Consider the following 16,748-nt stretch of genomic DNA (forward strand, 5'->3'; position numbering starts at 1 on the left):
GACGTGCCCAACAGCCGTCCTCGGCAGATACGTGAAACCACGACCGCCGACGTTCTGCCGATGTCGGCCGCTGAGGATTCAGACACCAATGTGGGACTGGCCGCCGTCCGCGCGACGTGTCGTCGCTCAGTTCAGCGGCGGGCCCCTACGACAAGTCGCCCGGGAACCGACACGATCTGTCGGATCCCACGTGGGGTGTCCGCGGCGTGTCCGCGTTCCACCTTCCTGTCCAGGGCCGGCACATTCGGCGCGTGATGCCGGGCGGGCCCGGGCAGCCGCGAGGGCGCCGGGCCGGGTGTCGGCACGCAAGGTGCGTCGGTGATCTCTGCTCCACTCGGCGTCTGAGCCCCAGCTCCCAGCCCATCCGCGTCGCCGTCATGGCATTGGTCGACGACGGGCGGGTGCTCCTCGTCCGCCGCCACCAGGGCCGGGCCGACTACCCCGGCTGCTGGGACCTGCCCGGCGGGCACGTCGAAGCGGGTGAGACCCCCGCCGGTGCCGCACGCCGAGAGTGCCTCGACGACCTCGGCTCGTTCACCGCCGACGAGCTGCCCTCCCTGACGATGTTCGACCCCGCGGCGATCACGGACCCGGTCCGCGCGCAGCACGCGAGCACGTAATGTGGCGTGCCGCGGCATGAGGAGGCGATGTCAGCTTGCGGAGATTCGTTCGCCGAGGCGCTCGATCCCGCCGCGGATCATGGCTCCGTACCCGTCCGGCGGCAGCTCACGGGCCACGGCGCGGGCGAGGTCCACCTGGGTCCGGGCGTCGGCGATCCTGCCTGCGCGCAGGTAGCCATCGCCGAGGTTGAGCCGCAGGCTGGGCTCGAAACGAGCGGCGGAGGGAACACCGATCACCGCGAGGCCGTCGTCGGGGATCGAGGGGAAGGCCTCCAGGGCCTGCTCGTCCCAAGCGATCTCAGCCTCCAGGGAATCCTGTTGGTCGGCGAGGTAGTGCGCGATGACGCACCGCATGGCCGCATCGTCCGGAGCTGTGTCCGCCCAGCAGGCTTCCAGAGCAGCGCGCGCACTGTCGTTACGGCCTGCGAGGGCCTGCTGGATCGTCGCGAGAATGATGCCCCAGGTCTGCATGGCGGGAAAGCTAGCGGCGATGGGCGAGGCCGGTCTTGAACGAATCGGACACCGGCTGGTCAGGCTCTGGGAAGAGCGCGTGACGGTCGAGTCATGGTGAGGTCGCCGACTTCGCGGGTCAGGTGCGACTGGTCTGCGAACCCAGCCGTCGCGGCCACCCCGGCGAGACCCAGGCCCCGATTCTGCGCGCGCAAAACGGCTGCCGCGTGCAGGCGCAGGATGCGTCGTAGCGTCGTCGGCGGCATCCCGAAACTGTCCACGCAACGACGGTGCAGATGTCGAACCGAGAGACCGAGCCGCACCGCGGTCGTTGCGACCGGTTCCCCAATCCTGGCCGATCCGAGCAGCTCTACCGCTACCGGATCCAGGGCAGCGCCAAGTCGAGTAGCGGCGAACTTCGCCATGGCATGAGCCTGGGCATCCGGCGATCCGACTCCGTCCATCTGCTCGGTCAGGTCCACTGCGTCGGCCTCGGCGCCGGGCAGGGCAGGCAACTCCACTCTTGCATCGGCCCACGGGCGGAGGCTGCGGCCCGCGAAGGCGCGGCCGGTGACGTGCTCGAGCCGGATGCCCACGACGACATCCCGTCCCCGGCCTGCTCGCCAGGGGCGCGTGGCCGGGCCGAGCCACCACGCCCGATCTTCGACCCACGCCAGTCCGCAACGCCCATCCGGCACACTCACATAGTCGCCTGCGTGGATGGGTCCGGCGACGTACGCCAGCGCCACCCCCGGCGCAGGGTGCCGCCAGATCCGGACCATCTGGCGAGGCTACGACGTTCGGCAAGCCCCCGACGAGTGGCCGCCTCTCGACAGATCCGTGAAGCCACGACCACCGACAGCTATGGTGATCGCGGCCGCCGAGGATTCGGACACGAACGTGGGACTGGCGGTCGACCACGCAACGCGTCATCGCGCAGGCCCACGACGGGCACCGATGACAGACCGGCTGGGAACCTACACGTCGGAACGGGTGTCGGGAACGCCGTCGACGGCGTCCACGATGACGTCGACCCCGAGCAGTAGGTTCGGGGTAGCTGCCTCGTGGACGACGACGTAGCCGGGAAGTCCGACGTGGTCCTGGACTCGGGTCAGCGCCGCCTCCGCCTCGTTTGGCGTCCCCCTGCTCGCGCCACTACGCTCGACTTCCCCGCGGAGGCGAGGTCGCGCCGCTGCTCCACGATGAGGTCGACGCGCCGCCCACCGCCAGTGCCACGGTCGAGCCCAGGCGAAAAGTTCGTGGTGAAGCCTGGAGCGCCGTGCTGCTCGCCGACATCGACGAGACGGCAGTCCCCGAGCACTCGGCCGCGCAGATGATCACCCGCAACATCGCCACCGTCCGGCAGGCGGTCGAGACCCTCGCCACCCGCACGCAGTGGACCGCCGGGCAAATCGACGACATGCACCACACCTTGCTTCCTACCCAGCCGAGGGGCTTCCGCGACCGGTGGGTGTGGATCAGCGGAAGCTCTCCGGTCCGCGCCAAGTACGTCGCGCCACACCCGGAGCAGGTCGCGGGTCTCATGGACGACCTCGCCACCTACCTCGAGACGACGGATGACCCCCCGCTCGTCCAGGCTACACGCGCGCGGTGCACAGCCCGCGCTTCGACGCACGAAGGACCCACCTCCCTCGGGTGCGGAGGACGATCCGACGACCGGAGCGGCTACAGCGGGGAGCGCGCCCTCATCGACAGACGCGTGAAACCACGACCGCCGATGGTGGTGCTCATGCCGGCTGCTGAGGATTCGGGCAGCGACGTGGGATTGTCCGCCGTCCACGCGACGTGTCATCGCGCAGGTCGGCGCGAGCAGCTACGACGAGGAGACCGGAACCTACAGCGGCCGGGCGGAAGCAGCAGTGATGTCGGATCTCGTTCAGCGTGTCCGCGCCCCACCTAGTCGTAGACACCCCTGTCGTGTCCACGGTCGATGGCGGGGCCTGGGGCGGCCCTGACTGCGAACTTTGCAGTCGATCCACGGCTCCCATGAACCACGATGGGTCTGTGCTCATCGACATGGTGATGGTCCCGCCGCAGGGCCCCACAATCGAGACCGTCGTCGATCGGCGTGACGGACGCTCGTGGATGGTGAAGGTCGAGCCGCTCCTCATCGCCACGATCCCCGTCACGGCCGACCTCTGGTCCGAGGTCCACAGTCTGGCCCCGTTGGGGCTCGATCCGGCCCTTCCCGCGGTGAACGTGTCCTGGCGAGACGCCGTGATGTTCTGTAACGCTCTGTCGACGCGCGAGGGCCTGGCGCCGGTCTACACCGTGACGGAGCACGAGGTGCCACCGGGCGCCGCGTGGCGGCCTCACCACGAACCGGCATCCGACACCTGGCACGTCGAATGGAACCGCACGGCTGACGGGTACCGCCTACCGACCGAGGCCGAGTGGCAGGTCGCCTGCCGCGCCGGCACCACGGGCCCGCGTTACGGGAACCTCGACGACATCGCCTGGTACGACGCCACCACGGCCACCGGCCCGCGCCCCGCCGGACGGAAAAACCCGAACGCCTGGGGCCTGTACGACACCCTCGGCGGAGTGTGGGAGTGGTGCTGGGACCTGTATGACGAAGCCGTCTACGGTCCTTACCGCGTCATCCGCGGCGGCGGCTGGAGCGACCCCCACTGGAGCTGCCGCGCCGGGGTGCGCCGCAAGACCAACCCGCAGGCGTCCTTCGACGACCTGGGTTTCCGACTCGCCCGCAACCTCCCCGCCTGACTACGGCGGCTGTCCAGGGCGGGGCCGGTTGCGATCCGGGGACCTCCGCGGCAAGGAGCCTGCCAGGTCGAGACAGGGCCCCGCACCCGCGCAATGTCATCTGTTGGCCTGAGCAGGACGAGCACCCACGCTTCGGCTTCCCAAGGATTCGGACACGGACGTGGGACCACGCCGCTTACGCGCAACGCGTCATCGCGCAGGTCAGTGACGAGCACTCATGACAAGCCGGTTGGAACCTACACCTGGAACGCCGGCGACCGACAGGGCCTCGACGTCACGCAGAATCGTGCGCGGTGAGACCTCGAATCGTCGAGCCAGTTCTTGACTCGTCATCCGCTCGTGAGTCTGCAGGAGCAGCAACATCGACAACAGCCTCGAGGACTTCATGGCCCGATCCTCACGGAAAACATGACACAAGATGTCCTGTTTTGGTGATCGACTGATGCCACCTGATCCACCAACCCGAGGAGACATGCATGTCCGCACCCAACCTGTTCCTGACCTACGTCAGCGACGCCGAGCAGTCCACCGCCTTCTACAGCGACCTGTTCGACATCGAGCCCACCTTCACCAGCCCTCGCTATGTCGCCTTCGAGGTGGCACCCGGGGTGCTGTTCGCCATCTGGACCGGCCACAACGAGAACACCACCCGCGACACGCCACGCACGAGCGAGATCGGACTCATGGTCCCCGGCCCTTCCTCGAAGGTCGATGACGTCTACAAGGAGTGGGTTGCGAAGGGCGTGCGCGTGGTCGACGAACCCCATGACGACGTGTTCGGCCGAACCTTCGTGATCGCCGACCCCGACGGCAACCTCATCCGGGTCAGCCCCACCGACTGACTCGGCAACCGACTCCCACGTGGCGGCGAGCACCAGCTCGCCGCCACGACTACGTCCGCACGAGGCGCTTCGCCTGGTCCGCCGTCGTGGCGGTTCAGCCGACGAGGGCGAGGACGCCGCGCACGAGAGTCGTCGCCCCGCCGAGACCGGCGAGCCCGAGGGCGAGGGTGCGCGCCTGACCCGCCTCCACGTGGCGGGAGACCCGCCCGCCGAGGACGATGCCCACGATCACGGTCGCGAGGACGACCGGCAGGAACCACGGCGGGGGCAGCTCCCCGGAGGTCGGGGCGAGGGTCGTCTTGAGGATCACCGACATCGCGCCCATCGCCATGAAGATCGGTTGGAGGGTCGCGGCGAACGTCGCCTGCTCGAGGCGTGCGAGGCGGGAGTACACGACCATCACCGGGGCCGCGACGCCCGCCGTCGTGTTGAACAGGCCGCCGATCGCCCCCGCGACGACGGTCGGGAGGCGTCCGCCCCAGTGGGGCAGCCGCGGCAACGCGACGGAGGTCACGAGCGCGAGGACGACGACGCCACCGATGACGATCTGCAACCACGCCGCCGACAGGGCTCGCACGAGCAGCGCCCCCGCCACCGCGCCGGGCGCCGCGGAGACGATGACGAGACCCGCACGGCGCCATTCGATGTCGCGACGCACCGACAGGCCGATGAGGAGACCGGACATCGTCGTCGTCGCATTCGTGACGAGCACGCCCTGCGCCGAGCCGAGGAGCAGGGCGAGGATCGGCGCACACACGAGCCCGACGCCCGTGCCGGAGACGCGCTGCAGCACCGTGCCCACGAGAATCGCGAGCGCCGCCGTGGCCCAGAGCGTCATGCGCGCACTCTAGGGCCACGCGCCGTCCTGGCCGTGGCCGTCGTCCATCTCGTCGGCACCCTCGAACTCCCGCCCTCGCCACCACGGGTGCAGGCTCCGGCACCGTTGCCCCACCACGTCTCGTGTGCGGACCGTCTCTCGACAGATCGCCCCCATTGACACCGAGACGGCCCCGGCGCCGTCGTCACCGTGGGGGTGGCGAGGCGTCCGGGGCCGTCGGGGTGGGGCGTCGTCAGACGGTGGCGCGGGTCCGACGCTCGGCGTCGTTCACGGCGGAGCGCAGACTGATCCCCGCGGCGAGGAGCAGCACGCCCCAGGCGATCGCGAGGATCGCGAGCCACAGCGCGACCGTGAGGGCGGCGATGCCGGGGTTCGCGACGAAGACGACACCGGCGACGATCCACAGCAGACCGCCGAGGAGGAGCATCCACCGCGGACGCATCGTCATCTCTCCGAAGGCACCGACGGCCTCGACGATGCCGCGGACGACGAGCCACGTCCCGAGCAGCCACGCGAGGGCGACCTGGCCGGAGAACGGCCGGAAGATCACGAGCAGACCGGCCACGAGACCGGCGAGGCCGATGACGAAGAGGAGGCCGCGCCCGGGCAGGCCTCGTCCGGCGAACGCGAGGCCGAGCGCGGTGATGCCGTCGACGAGGGCATACACGCCCCACAGGATGACGAGGCCGAGGGCCGTGCCCATGGGCCAGAAGGCGGCGACGAGGCCGAAGAGGACGGCGACGACGCCAAGGGCGATGAGAGTGCCGGAGGAGCGGCGGGCGAAGACATCCATGAGGTACTCCCGAAGGAAGGGGCGGGTAGGGGACGGGCGGCCCACCGCTCGTCGGGCGGACCACATACACCTGGGGCAACGTTGTGGGCCCCCCCCAACTTCCCCCGACACCGAGGCCGCCCCGCGCGGAGGCCCCACCACGGAGGCCCCACCACGGAGGCCACGGGACACGCCACGTCGGCCGACGTGAGACGCTTCCTCCGAACTTTCGCGGCCCGTTCGCGAACACTCTCGACGGAAGGTGCGACATGAGCGACGAGACCCCGACGATCGACCCGCGCAACAACCCCGAGTCCCAGGTGGCGGAGGACCGCGCGAGCCAGACCGGCACCCGCAGCACCGAGGACAGCGGCGTCGTCATGTCGACCGCGCCGAGCGCGGAGGAGGGCGCCGACGGCGTCATCGACGGCTACGTCACCGGCACGTCCGACAGCGACGTCCTCGCCGGCGTCAAGGCCACCGAGGACGACGTCGAGGAGGCCGTGCCCGGCGACACCGGCCCCGAGCACCCCGGCGAGCGCTCCGAGCGCCCCTGACCTCTCACCCCTCGACGCCCCGCCCGACCCCTCCCGGTCGAGGCGGGGCGTCGTCGTTCCACCGCCCGACCCGGGAACGACTGGCTGCCGCGTCCGTGACGGGGACACGGACAGGGAACGCCGCGGCCCTTCCCGCCGAGCGGGCATCATCGATGGATGAGGCGCGGGAGCAGGGCGCGGGGGTTGCGGTACGTCGTGGCGGGGACGTGGATCCTCACGCCGGTGGTCGCGGTGGCGTCCGCGTCCGCGTTCTCTTCCGTGATCGACGGGCACCCGGCGTATCCCGTTCTCCTCGTGCCGTGCGCCATCGTCGGCGTGGTGCTCCTCGTGCGGGCTCGACGCCTCGACGCACGGGAGTCGCCTCCGCGGCGCCCGATCGTGCCAGGACTCGCCGCGGTGGGGGCACTGCTCGCGACCGCCCGGCCCGAGGACTGCATCGTCCCGCTCGCTCCTCAGCCCACCTCCCGGTACCTCCGCTCCACGAGCGAGACGATGGCCTCGTGTGAGCCGATCGCGTCGGTCACCGCCGCGTCAAGGTCCTCGGCGGTGCCGGTGAGCCGTCGGAGGAACACGCCCGGCGCGAGGAGATGCGCGGCGAGAACGACATGTCGCCGCCTGCGGGACCGCAGGTCGGCGACGGCCTCGGCCGGGGTCGCACCCGGGCCGGTGAGGAACGCCGCGGCGACGGGGACGTCGAGGCGCGACCCGAGTGCGGTCGCCACCGCCTCGACCTCGCTCCGGGCGTCGACATCGGAGGAGCCCGCGGCGGCGAGGACGACCGCTTCCGGTTCGCGCTCGACCTCGGCGATCCGCCCGGCGAGCGCGTCGAGGACCTCGGGCGCCTCGCCGAGCCACGGGGTCACGCGTGCCGACGGCGCGGCCTCGTGCACGGCCGCAGGCACGTCGTGTCGCACGTGATACCCCGCGGCGAGGAAGAACGGGACGACGACCGGTGCGTCCTCCGCGTCGACGAACTCACCGAGCACGCCCGCGAGTTCGGGCCCGCAGACGTCGACGAACCCGACCCGTGCCTCGACGCCGAGCCGCTCCCCCGCCCGCTGCGCCACCTCGACGGCAACGGCGCGCCCGGCGGGGTCGGTGGTGCCGTGGGCGGCGAGGACGAGGGGGACGCTCATGACACCAGCGTGCCGACGTCGGCTGCGCCACGCTCGGCGAGGACGTGACGCCGCGCCGTCGCCGCGACGACGAACACCGTCGCCGCGAAGGCGAGGACCCGCACGTCCGCCGCCGCACCGCCACGAACCCCGAGCCATGTGAGCACGGCGCCGAGGTTGAGCGTGACGATGAGGCCCCCGACGACGACACCGAGGATCTGCGGGGGGAGCTTCCCGGCGAACCGGGCCGCGACCGGCGCCGCGACCACCCCACCGAGCCCGAGCGCAACGATCGTCGCCCACGGCAGCCCCGCGAGGCCGAGCCCGGTGAAGAACCCGAGGCTCGCGCACACCGTGACGACGAACTCCGACGCCGACACCGACCCGATGACGATGCGCGGCGCGACCGGCGCCGTCGAGAGCAGCGTCGAGGTGACGACCGGCCCCCAGCCGCCGCCGCCCGTCGCCGTGACGAAGCCCCCGACGAGTCCGAGCGGCGCGAGGAACCGGCGTCGCAACGCCCGTTCGGAGCCCACCGTTCCGACCCCCGGCGTCCGGAGGGCGAACCGCAGCACGACCCCGGCGCCGAGCAGGCAGAGCAGTGCCGCCATGGCCGGTCGCGCGGCCGCCGTCGACAACCCGGAGAGGACGGTCGCGCCGACGAAGGCGCCGACACCGCCGGTCACCGACAGCCGCCGGACGATGCGCCTGTCGACGTTGCCGACGCGGTGATGGCTCACCCCGGAACTCAGGGTCGTGCCGAGCTGCGCGACGTTGCTGCACGCGCCGGCGAGCGCGGGCGTGAGTCCGGTCGCGAGCAGCAGTGTCGTGGCGGTGATCCCGTACCCCATGCCGAGGGACCCGTCGACGAGCTGGGCGCCGATCCCGGCGACGAACGCGAGCAGGTGGTCGATCATGCGACGGCTCCTCGCGGGGTCGGGTGCGGGCCGGACACGACGCGGACGGGCCCCCGGTCGCGGCCGCCCGCAGGACGACGCCGCGAGGTGAGGTCGACCGCCCCCGACGCGAGATGCGTCGCGGCGCACGTCGCGAGGTGGTCCTGCACCGCGCCGCGTACGGCCACCGCGCGACGTGGGTCGTCGGCGGCGTGCACCGCGAGGGAGATCGGGCCGGACTCGGTGGGGACGACGGCCCGCGCGGGGACGCGGGCGCTCCCGCGGGAGGCCTCCCCCGCCGCGACGCAGAACACGTGTCGCCGGTCGGCGTCGGCGGCCACCCGCGCGTCGACCTCCGGGTCGCCCGTGGCGACGTGGACGAGCCAGGCGCCGTCGAGATCGCCCTCCCCCGCATACGGCCGCGACTCCCAGGAGATCCGACCGTCGGACGCGGCGTGCGACGACGTCACTGCGACGCGCGCGCCGCCGGAGGTGTCTGCCACGAGGGCCACGATCTCGGGAGCGACGACCGGGGCGACGACGTGGACATGGGCTCCGGCGGCGACGAGATCGGCGACACGCCGCGCCGTGACGGGCCCGCCGCCGACGGCGACGACGTGGCGCCCCGCGAGTGACAGCCCGAGGAGGAACGGGGCGGGGCTCATGCGGCGACTCCCGGATCTGCGGTCGTGGCGGCGCGGGCCCCGTCGAACCCGGCGCCGACGAACCCGGCCGCGAGCGTGGCGCCGCTCGCCGGGTCGATGACGAGGAACGACCCGGCCGAACGGGATTCGGCGTACGGCTCGACGGGAAGCGGCTCGGCGAGCGTCACGTCGACGCGCACGAGGTCGTTGAGCGTGGCCTCCTCGGCGGGAGCGACGTCGAGGGTGTCGACGTCGAGCCGCTCCCCCACCACTCCGATGCGGGCGGGGACGGTGCGGGTGCCGTGCTTGACGAGCACCCGCGCCCCCGGGCGCAGCGGGGTACCGGCGAGCCAGCAGAGGACACCCTCGATGCGGGAGGCGACCTCGGGTGCGTCGGCGGCGGACGCGAGGAGGTCGCCGCGGGAGACGTCGACCTGGTCGGCGAGGCGGAGCGTCACCGACAGCGGCGCCTCGGCGCGCTCGACGGTGCGCCCCGAGACGTCGATCCCGACGACACGGGTGCGGCTCCCCGAGGGGAGCACGACGACCTCGTCGCCGACGGCCACGGCCCCGGAGGCGACGTGCCCCGCGTACCCGCGGTAGTCGACGTGGGCGGGGTCGACCGCGCCGTGCTGCGGGCGGATGACCGTCTGTACGGGGAATCGGAGGCCCGCCTCGCGTTCGTCGGCGGCGGGGAGGGTCTCGAGGAGGTCGAGCAGCGTCGGCCCGGAGTACCAGGGCGTGCGCTCGGAGCGGTCGACGACGTTGTCGCCGTGGAGGGCCGACACCGGCACGACGGTGAGCGCCGAGAGCCCGAGCCGCGGCGCGAGCTCGCCGAGCTGCGCCGACACGTCGGCGTGCACGGCCTCGGCGTCGTCGACGAGGTCGATCTTGTTGAGGGCGACGACGACGTGCGGCACCCGTAGCAGTCCGAGGACGGCGAGGTGGCGTCGGGTCTGCTCGACGACCCCGTGGCGCGCGTCGACGAGGACGATGACCGCGTCGGCACCGGAGGCGCCCGTCACGGTGTTGCGTGTGTACTGCACATGCCCGGGGCAGTCGGCGAGGACGAACGAGCGACGCGGGGTCGCGAAGTAGCGGTAGGCGACGTCGATCGTGATGCCCTGCTCGCGCTCGGCGCGCAGACCGTCGGTGAGGAGCGCGAGGTCGGCGAGTTCGCCCGTCCACCCGCGGCGGCGGCTCTCGGCGTGGGCCGCGGCGAGCTGGTCTGCGAGTACCGACTTCGTGTCGTGCAGCAGGCGCCCCACGAGCGTCGACTTGCCGTCGTCGACCGACCCGGCCGTCGCGAGCCGCAGCAGTCCGCCGACTCTCGAGGCGGCCTGGGCGACAACCACATCGGTGGCCGAGGGGGTGATGGTCGTCGTCGTGTCGGCGTCCTGGCCGGCCGCCGAGTCGATCGCGGGGGTGGTGGTCTCGTGCGTCTCGGTCACGGTGCTCATCAGAAGTAGCCCTCCTTCTTGCGGTCCTCCATGGCGGCCTCGGAGAGGCGGTCGTCGGCGCGGGTGGCGCCGCGTTCGGTGATCGTCGCGGCGGCGACCTCGGCGACCACGGCGTCGGCATCGCGGGCGTCGGACTCCACCGCGCCCGTGCACGTCGCATCGCCGACGGTGCGGTAGCGCACGGAGGCCGTCCGCACGACCTCCCCGGCACGCGGCACGACGTGCTCACCCGGGGTGAGGAGCATCCCGTCCCGCTCGAAGACCTCACGCTCGTGGGCGTAGTAGAGGCTCGGCAGTGCGATGCCCTCGCGGGCGATGTAGCGCCACACGTCGAGCTCGGTCCAGTTCGACAGGGGGAACACGCGCACGTGCTCGCCGGGGGCGTGGCGGGTGTTGTAGAGACGCCACAGCTCGGGGCGCTGGTTCTTGGGGTCCCACCGGCCGAACGTGTCGCGCAGGCTCACGACCCGCTCCTTGGCGCGGGCCTTGTCCTCGTCGCGGCGTCCGCCGCCGAACAACCCGTCGAACCGCCGCGCCTCGACGACGTCGAGCAACGGCACGGTCTGCAGGGGGTTGCGGGTGCCGTCCGGGCGTTCGACGAGGCGGCCGTCGTCGAGGTACTCCTGCACGGAGGCGACGACGAGTTCGACCCCGAACTGCTCCACCGTCGCGTCGCGGAACGCGAGGACCTCGGGGAAGTTGTGGCCGGTGTCGACGTGGACGACGGGGAACGGCACCCGCCCCGGCCAGAACGCCTTGGCGGCGAGGTGGAGCATGACGACGGAGTCCTTGCCGCCGGAGAACAGCATCGCGGGCCGTTCGAGCTCGGCGACGGCCTCGCGGATGATGTGCACGGCCTCGCTCTCGAGGAGGTCGAGCAGGTCGGGCCCTCCGCCGGGCGTCGAGGGGGCGTCGGCGGCATGGCCGGTGGACGGGGTCGCGACGGCGGTCATCGGGTCTCCTCGAGGGTGTCGGGATCGGTGGGGTGCGGGGTGGCGGGGTGGAGTCCGCACTCGGTCTTGGCGAAGCCCGCCCACCGGCCGGCGCGCGGGTCCTCCCCGGGCGCGATGCGGCGGGTGCACGGCGCGCAGCCGATGCTCGGATACCCCTGGGAGAGCAGCGGGTTGACGGGCAGGAGGTGCCGCTCGGAGTGGGCGAGGAGGTCGTCGAAGCTCCACGTGACCAGCGGGTTGATCTTCACGAGCCCGAACGCCTCGTCATACGTGACGAGCGGGGTGTCGGCGCGCGTCGGCCCCTCCTCGCGGCGCACGCCGGTGATCCACGCGTCGTACCCGGTGAGGGCCGCACGCAGCGGCTCGACCTTGCGCATCGCGCAGCACGCGCCCGGGTCGCGGTCGTGCAGTCGCGGCCCGAACCGGGCGTCCTGCTCCGCGACGGACTGCCGTGCCTGGACGTCGACGACGCGTACGTCGAGGGCGTCGGCGACGCGGTCGCGGGTCTGCAGCGTCTCGGGGAAGTGGTAGCCGGTCTCGAGGAACAGGACGTCGACCCCCGGGGCGTGTTCGGAGACGACGTGCGGCAGGACGGAGTCGGCCATGGAGCACGCGACGGCGAGCCGGTCACCGAACGTCTCTGCGGCCCACTCACTCACGGCGTCGGCGAGGGCGAGCGGTGAGAGGTCGGCCTCGACGGCGGCGAACCGCGCCGCCCCTTCCTCGGCGAGGGCACGCAGCCGGGCCTCGCGCTCCTCGGGCGCCTCGATGGCGGCGTGGTCGGTGTTCTCGGTGTGGTGGCCGGGAAGGACGGTGGTCATCGAAGCTCCTCGTCGTCGCTGCGGCGGACCCAGGCGGAGAAGGTCTGGTCGGGGGTGCGGGTGGTGACGTAGCGGCGCACGACGCGCTCGACGTAGTCGGGAAGGCCGTCGGCGGTCACCTTGAGGCCGCGCACGGTGCGGCCGAGCCCGGCCTCCTCGCGGTCCTCCGAGGCGAGGCCTCCGCCGAGGTGCACCTGGAACCCCGGCACCTGCGTGCCGTCGCCGTCGTCGATCATCTGGCCCTTGAGGCCGATGTCGGCGGTCTGGATGCGGGCGCACGAGTTGGGGCACCCGTTGATGTGCAGGGAGATCGGCCGGTCGAGCTGCGGCTCGACGTCGGCGAGACGTCGTTCCAGCTCGGCGATGGCCCGTGCCGCGGTGCCCTTGGTCTCGACGATCGCGAGCTTGCAGAACTCGAGGCCCGTGCACGCGATCGTCGTGCGGCGGAACGGGGAGGGGCTCGCGGTGAGGCCGATCTCCTCGACGCCGGCGAGGAGTGCCTCGACCTCCTCCTGCGGCACGTCGAGCACGAGCACCTTCTGGTGCGGAGTGAGACGCACCCGCGTCGACCCGGCGGCCTCGGCGAGGTCGGCGAGCCGCACGAGGGTCGTGCCGCTGAGCCGCCCGACCGTCGGCGCCAGCCCGACGTAGCGAAGACCGTCCTTCTGCTCGTGCACGCCGATGTGGTCGCCGGGGCCGCTCGCCGGGGCGGGCGGCGGGCCGTCGGGCAGCCGGTGGCCGAGGTACTCGTCCTCGAGGACCTGGCGCATCTTCTCGGTCCCCCACTCGGCGAGGAGGAACTTCAGTCGCGCCTTGTGACGCAGGCGACGGAACCCGTAGTCCCGGAAGATCGACGCGACGCCCTGCCACACCTCGGCCACCTCGCCCGGCGCGACGAACACGCCGAGCCGCTCACCGAGTCGCGGTGCGGTGGAGAGGGCCCCGCCGACCCACAGGTCGTACCCGGGGCCGAGCGCGGGGTGATTCACGCCCACGAACGCGACGTCGTTGATCTCGTGGACGACGTCGAGAGAGGGGTGCCCGGTGAGCGCCGTCTTGAACTTGCGAGGCAGGTTCGAGAGTTCGGGGTCGCCGATGAACCGCTCCCGGATCTCGGCGATGGTGGGGGTTGGATCGACGATCTCGTCCGCCGCGATGCCCGCCACCGGGGAGCCGAGGATGACACGTGGCGTGTCGCCGCAGGCCTCCGTCGTCGACAGGTCGACCTCCTCCAGTCGCCGCCAGATCTCGGGGACGTCCTCGACGCGCACCCAGTGGTATTGGACGTTCTGACGGTCGGTGAGATCGGCGGTGTCACGGGCGAAGTCGCGGGAGACCTCCCCGACGGTGCGGAGCTGCCGGGTCGTCAGCGCTCCGCCGTCGACACGCACCCGGAGCATGAAGTACCGGTCCTCGAGCTCGTGCGGTTCGAGCTGCGCGGTGCGGCCGCCGTCGATGCCGGGTTTGCGCTGCGTGTAGAGCCCCCACCAGCGGAAACGGCCGTGGAGATCGTCGGGGTCGATCGAGTCGAAGCCCTGCTTGGCGTAGACCTGCTCGATGCGGTCGCGGACGTTGAGCCCGTTGTCGGCGGCCTTGAACTCCTCGTTGTGATTGAGCGGTGCGCGGCCGTCGACCGCCCACTGCCCCTGGGGCTTTCCGGAGCGGGACGGGCGGACGCGGGCAGGAGTGTCGACGGACATGATGGTTCGACCCTTCGGACGGGGGATGGGCGGGGCGCCGTGGGGGCACGCCGGGGGTGGGGCGGAAGCGGGCGCGGAGTGACGAAGGCCGGGATCACGGCCGACGGCGTCACGTCCGGCGGACGCGGGTCACGACGGGGAAGCGGGTGGGACACGCCGGACGACCGGAGAGGTGGGCGCTCGGGCACGCGGTCCTGGGCGGAGTCGTCAGTGACGGCGACAGCGACACATCGGCATGCCGACGAGGTGTCGGCGGACCGAGTCGTCTTGCGGCATAGGGCGGGTCACCGGGAAGCGCATGTCGAACATCATGCGACGTTATCGGTATGAAAACAAATTGTTGCATCGTGACGGTTGTCTCGCCGCCGGATCCGAGCCGACGCGCCGCAACTTCACACGCGCTTGGACGCCGAGATGGGGCGCCGAGGGGTGATCCTGGAACCAGGGCCGATCGTCAGGCCACGACAGCGTGGCCGCGGCCCGGATGCGAGGCCTCGCGATGACACGACGACTGCACGAGTACCGCACGGACGCCGCCATGGAATCCCACCTGGAGACGTTCGGCCGGACGCTGGACGCCTACCCGGTGGGGGCGTGCCCGCTCACGATGGAGCTGACGATGCTCCACAACGCGAAGACCCAGTCGTGCGGCAAGTGCGTGCCGTGCCGCGACGGGATCCCGCAGCTCGAGGACATGCTCGCCTCCCTCCTCGACGGCGACGGCACGCCCGCCGACCGGGAGGAGCGGGTCGCGGAGATGCGCGCCCTCGCCGAGCTCGTCCGCGACACCTCCGACTGCGCGATCGGCTACCAACCCGCGACGGTGTTCCTCGACGCGATGCGCACGTTCGAGCGCGAGGTCGACAGCCACGTCCACGAGAGCCGCTGCCTCTCCGACCGGCGCCCCGTCATCCCGTGCGTGAGCCTCTGCCCGGCCCACACCGACGTGCCCGGCTACATCGCGCTCATCGAGAAGGGCGACCACGCGGGCGCGGTCAACCTCATCCGGCAGAACAACCCGCTCCCGTCGGCGTGCGCGCTCGTCTGCGAGCACCCCTGCGAGGCGCACTGCCGGCGGCAGCTCATCGACGAGGCGATCAACATCCGCGGACTCAAGGAGTACGCCGTCGACCACGCGCCCGGCGACGAGGTCCCCGTCCCGCAGCGGGGCCCGAACACCGGTCGGCGCGTCGCGATCGTCGGCAGCGGACCGAGCGGCCTCACCGCCGCATGGTTCCTCGCACTCATGGGCCACGAGGTCGTCATCCACGAGGCGAACGAGTTGCCGGGCGGGATGCTCCGCTACGGCATCCCCGACTACCGGTTCCCCAAGACCCGGCTCGACTCCGACATCGCGGGCATCCTCGCCGTCGGCAACATCGAGATCCGGTGTGGCGTGCACATCGGCCGCGACCTCACGATGGCGGATCTGCGGCGCGACCACGACGCCGTCTACCTCGCGATCGGCGCACAGGCCGGGCTCACCCTCGACCTCGAGGGCGGCGACGCCGAGGGCGTCGTGTCGGCGGTCGACATGCTCCACGGCCTCGCCACCGGAGAACGCCCCGACTTCCGCGGCAAGCGCGTCGTCGTCGTCGGCGGCGGCAACGTCGCGATGGACGCGACCCGCACCGCCATCCGGTGCGGCGCCGAACACGTCCACGTCGTCTACCGGCGACGCCGCGAGGACATGACCGCCCTCCAACACGAGATCGTCGGCGCCGTCCGCGAGGGCGCCCGGCTCTCGGCGCTGTTCGCGCCGACGCACGTCGAGAAGGACGACCGGGGCCACGTCGCCGCGCTGTGGGTGCAGCCGCAGATGCCCGGCCCGCACGACCACGCCGGACGCCCCACGCCGGTCCCCGCCGACAAGCCGCCGGTGCGGCTGGCCGCCGACGTCGTGCTCATCGCCGTCGGTCAGGGCATCGAGAGCACCCACGTCGAGGAGTCCGGACTCCCCGTCACCCGCCGGCGCCTCGTCGCCGACGACACCGGCCGCGTCGCCCCCGGCGTGCACTCCGGCGGCGACTGCGTCACCGGCCCCTCGACCGTCATCGAGGCCATCGCCGCGGGCAAGGTCGCCGCCTACGCCATCGACACCGACCTCGGCTACCACCACACGATCGACTTCGGCATCGAGGTGCCCCACCCCGGCCCGAACAACCGGGTCCCCACCGGCCGCGTCGAGGCCCCGCTGCGCGAACCCGACCTGCGCAGGACGGACTTCGACTACGTCGGCGAACCGATGACGGCCCAGGAGGCCGGGCAGGAGGTCTCCCGCTGCCTGCGGTGCGACCACTACGGAAGCGGAGCGCTCGTGGGAGGACGGTGCTGA

General features: G+C 72.1%; 17 protein-coding genes. 5 read left to right on the forward strand and 12 right to left on the reverse strand.

Annotation, left to right across the window (positions count from 1 at the left end):
• The first annotated feature begins 377 nt into the window (after positions 1 to 377).
• Positions 378 to 620 carry an NUDIX hydrolase gene (locus tag MOPEL_RS16570; protein WP_009482050.1) on the forward strand — a complete coding sequence of 81 codons (243 nt, stop codon included), beginning with the start codon at positions 378 to 380 and terminating at the stop codon, positions 618 to 620.
• A gap of 30 nt (positions 621 to 650) precedes the next feature.
• Here the strand turns inward: MOPEL_RS16570 and MOPEL_RS06395 are convergent, their stop codons facing one another.
• Together MOPEL_RS06395 and MOPEL_RS06400 are read right to left on the reverse strand one after the other, a co-directional pair.
• A complete protein-coding gene (locus tag MOPEL_RS06395; RefSeq protein WP_009482051.1) occupies positions 651 to 1,091 on the reverse strand; it encodes a hypothetical protein in 441 nt (146 codons plus the stop codon).
• Between the two features lie 59 nt (positions 1,092 to 1,150).
• Positions 1,151 to 1,666, reverse strand: a complete 516-nt coding sequence (locus tag MOPEL_RS06400; RefSeq protein ID WP_009482052.1) for an AraC family transcriptional regulator — start codon at positions 1,664 to 1,666, stop codon at positions 1,151 to 1,153.
• A gap of 1,429 nt (positions 1,667 to 3,095) precedes the next feature.
• Here MOPEL_RS06400 and MOPEL_RS06410 point away from each other — a divergent pair.
• On the forward strand, positions 3,096 to 3,815 hold the full coding sequence (locus MOPEL_RS06410) for a formylglycine-generating enzyme family protein (protein WP_009482054.1): 720 nt from the start codon (positions 3,096 to 3,098) through the stop codon (positions 3,813 to 3,815).
• Between the two features lie 201 nt (positions 3,816 to 4,016).
• On the opposite strand, the gene MOPEL_RS19080 is transcribed toward MOPEL_RS06410, so the two are convergent.
• Complete coding sequence (locus tag MOPEL_RS19080) at positions 4,017 to 4,289, reverse strand: HTH domain-containing protein (protein WP_444542955.1); 273 nt, start codon at positions 4,287 to 4,289, stop codon at positions 4,017 to 4,019.
• A gap of 2 nt (positions 4,290 to 4,291) precedes the next feature.
• Here MOPEL_RS19080 and MOPEL_RS06415 point away from each other — a divergent pair, with 2 nt between their 5' ends.
• Positions 4,292 to 4,657, forward strand: a complete 366-nt coding sequence (locus MOPEL_RS06415; protein WP_009482055.1) for a VOC family protein — start codon at positions 4,292 to 4,294, stop codon at positions 4,655 to 4,657.
• A 94-nt stretch (positions 4,658 to 4,751) separates the two neighbouring features.
• Here MOPEL_RS06415 and MOPEL_RS06420 read toward each other — a convergent pair whose 3' ends face one another.
• The gene (locus MOPEL_RS06420; protein WP_009482056.1) at positions 4,752 to 5,495 is read right to left on the reverse strand and encodes a sulfite exporter TauE/SafE family protein; all 744 of its coding nucleotides are present in this window, start codon (positions 5,493 to 5,495) and stop codon (positions 4,752 to 4,754) included.
• Positions 5,496 to 5,727: 232 nt separating this feature from the next.
• Complete coding sequence (locus MOPEL_RS06425) at positions 5,728 to 6,288, reverse strand: HdeD family acid-resistance protein (protein ID WP_009482057.1); 561 nt, start codon at positions 6,286 to 6,288, stop codon at positions 5,728 to 5,730.
• 248 nt (positions 6,289 to 6,536) lie between these two features.
• Between MOPEL_RS06425 and MOPEL_RS06430 the strand changes: the two genes are divergently transcribed.
• Positions 6,537 to 6,824 (forward strand): hypothetical protein, encoded by a 288-nt coding sequence (locus MOPEL_RS06430; protein ID WP_009482058.1) that lies wholly within the window; start codon positions 6,537 to 6,539, stop codon positions 6,822 to 6,824.
• Between the two features lie 452 nt (positions 6,825 to 7,276).
• Here the strand turns inward: MOPEL_RS06430 and MOPEL_RS06435 are convergent, their stop codons facing one another.
• The 7 genes from MOPEL_RS06435 to MOPEL_RS06465 are packed head-to-tail and all read right to left on the reverse strand — an operon-like array spanning position 7,277 to position 14,413.
• Positions 7,277 to 7,960, reverse strand: a complete 684-nt coding sequence (locus MOPEL_RS06435; protein ID WP_009482060.1) for a sirohydrochlorin chelatase — start codon at positions 7,958 to 7,960, stop codon at positions 7,277 to 7,279.
• Entirely contained in the window at positions 7,957 to 8,856 is a 900-nt protein-coding gene (locus MOPEL_RS06440) for a sulfite exporter TauE/SafE family protein (RefSeq protein WP_009482061.1), read from the reverse strand. The genes MOPEL_RS06435 and MOPEL_RS06440 overlap by 4 nt, the downstream gene beginning before the upstream one ends.
• Entirely contained in the window at positions 8,853 to 9,500 is a 648-nt protein-coding gene (locus tag MOPEL_RS06445) for a precorrin-2 dehydrogenase/sirohydrochlorin ferrochelatase family protein (protein ID WP_009482062.1), read from the reverse strand. The genes MOPEL_RS06440 and MOPEL_RS06445 overlap by 4 nt, the downstream gene beginning before the upstream one ends.
• Complete coding sequence (locus MOPEL_RS06450; protein ID WP_009482063.1) at positions 9,497 to 10,939, reverse strand: sulfate adenylyltransferase subunit 1; 1,443 nt, start codon at positions 10,937 to 10,939, stop codon at positions 9,497 to 9,499. The genes MOPEL_RS06445 and MOPEL_RS06450 overlap by 4 nt, the downstream gene beginning before the upstream one ends.
• Positions 10,939 to 11,892 (reverse strand): sulfate adenylyltransferase subunit CysD, encoded by a 954-nt coding sequence (gene cysD, locus MOPEL_RS06455; protein ID WP_009482064.1) that lies wholly within the window; start codon positions 11,890 to 11,892, stop codon positions 10,939 to 10,941. Before cysD ends, MOPEL_RS06450 begins: the two co-directional genes overlap by 1 nt.
• On the reverse strand, positions 11,889 to 12,713 hold the full coding sequence (locus MOPEL_RS06460) for a phosphoadenylyl-sulfate reductase (protein WP_009482065.1): 825 nt from the start codon (positions 12,711 to 12,713) through the stop codon (positions 11,889 to 11,891). Before MOPEL_RS06460 ends, cysD begins: the two co-directional genes overlap by 4 nt.
• Positions 12,710 to 14,413 (reverse strand): nitrite/sulfite reductase, encoded by a 1,704-nt coding sequence (locus tag MOPEL_RS06465; protein WP_009482066.1) that lies wholly within the window; start codon positions 14,411 to 14,413, stop codon positions 12,710 to 12,712. Before MOPEL_RS06465 ends, MOPEL_RS06460 begins: the two co-directional genes overlap by 4 nt.
• Positions 14,414 to 14,912: 499 nt before the next feature.
• Here MOPEL_RS06465 and MOPEL_RS06470 point away from each other — a divergent pair, with 499 nt between their 5' ends.
• The gene (locus MOPEL_RS06470; protein ID WP_040633284.1) at positions 14,913 to 16,748 is read left to right on the forward strand and encodes an NAD(P)-binding protein; all 1,836 of its coding nucleotides are present in this window, start codon (positions 14,913 to 14,915) and stop codon (positions 16,746 to 16,748) included.

The organism is Mobilicoccus pelagius NBRC 104925 (assembly GCF_000247995.1).
GTDB lineage: Bacteria > Actinomycetota > Actinomycetes > Actinomycetales > Dermatophilaceae > Mobilicoccus > Mobilicoccus pelagius.

What these genes read in the sequence shown, in the direction of transcription:
- MOPEL_RS16570 (WP_009482050.1), top strand. Translation starts at nt 378, where the DNA reads ATGGCATTGGTCGACGACGGGCGGGTGCTCCTCGTCCGCCGCCACCAG.
- MOPEL_RS06395 (WP_009482051.1), bottom strand. Translation starts at nt 1,091, where the DNA reads ATGCAGACCTGGGGCATCATTCTCGCGACGATCCAGCAGGCCCTCGCA.
- MOPEL_RS19080 (WP_444542955.1), bottom strand. Translation starts at nt 4,289, where the DNA reads ATGTCTCCTCGGGTTGGTGGATCAGGTGGCATCAGTCGATCACCAAAA.
- MOPEL_RS06415 (WP_009482055.1), top strand. Translation starts at nt 4,292, where the DNA reads ATGTCCGCACCCAACCTGTTCCTGACCTACGTCAGCGACGCCGAGCAG.
- MOPEL_RS06420 (WP_009482056.1), bottom strand. Translation starts at nt 5,495, where the DNA reads ATGACGCTCTGGGCCACGGCGGCGCTCGCGATTCTCGTGGGCACGGTG.
- MOPEL_RS06425 (WP_009482057.1), bottom strand. Translation starts at nt 6,288, where the DNA reads ATGGATGTCTTCGCCCGCCGCTCCTCCGGCACTCTCATCGCCCTTGGC.
- MOPEL_RS06430 (WP_009482058.1), top strand. Translation starts at nt 6,537, where the DNA reads ATGAGCGACGAGACCCCGACGATCGACCCGCGCAACAACCCCGAGTCC.
- MOPEL_RS06435 (WP_009482060.1), bottom strand. Translation starts at nt 7,960, where the DNA reads ATGAGCGTCCCCCTCGTCCTCGCCGCCCACGGCACCACCGACCCCGCC.
- MOPEL_RS06440 (WP_009482061.1), bottom strand. Translation starts at nt 8,856, where the DNA reads ATGATCGACCACCTGCTCGCGTTCGTCGCCGGGATCGGCGCCCAGCTC.
- MOPEL_RS06445 (WP_009482062.1), bottom strand. Translation starts at nt 9,500, where the DNA reads ATGAGCCCCGCCCCGTTCCTCCTCGGGCTGTCACTCGCGGGGCGCCAC.
- MOPEL_RS06450 (WP_009482063.1), bottom strand. Translation starts at nt 10,939, where the DNA reads ATGAGCACCGTGACCGAGACGCACGAGACCACCACCCCCGCGATCGAC.
- cysD (WP_009482064.1), bottom strand. Translation starts at nt 11,892, where the DNA reads ATGACCGCCGTCGCGACCCCGTCCACCGGCCATGCCGCCGACGCCCCC.
- MOPEL_RS06460 (WP_009482065.1), bottom strand. Translation starts at nt 12,713, where the DNA reads ATGACCACCGTCCTTCCCGGCCACCACACCGAGAACACCGACCACGCC.
- MOPEL_RS06465 (WP_009482066.1), bottom strand. Translation starts at nt 14,413, where the DNA reads ATGTCCGTCGACACTCCTGCCCGCGTCCGCCCGTCCCGCTCCGGAAAG.
- MOPEL_RS06470 (WP_040633284.1), top strand. Translation starts at nt 14,913, where the DNA reads ATGACACGACGACTGCACGAGTACCGCACGGACGCCGCCATGGAATCC.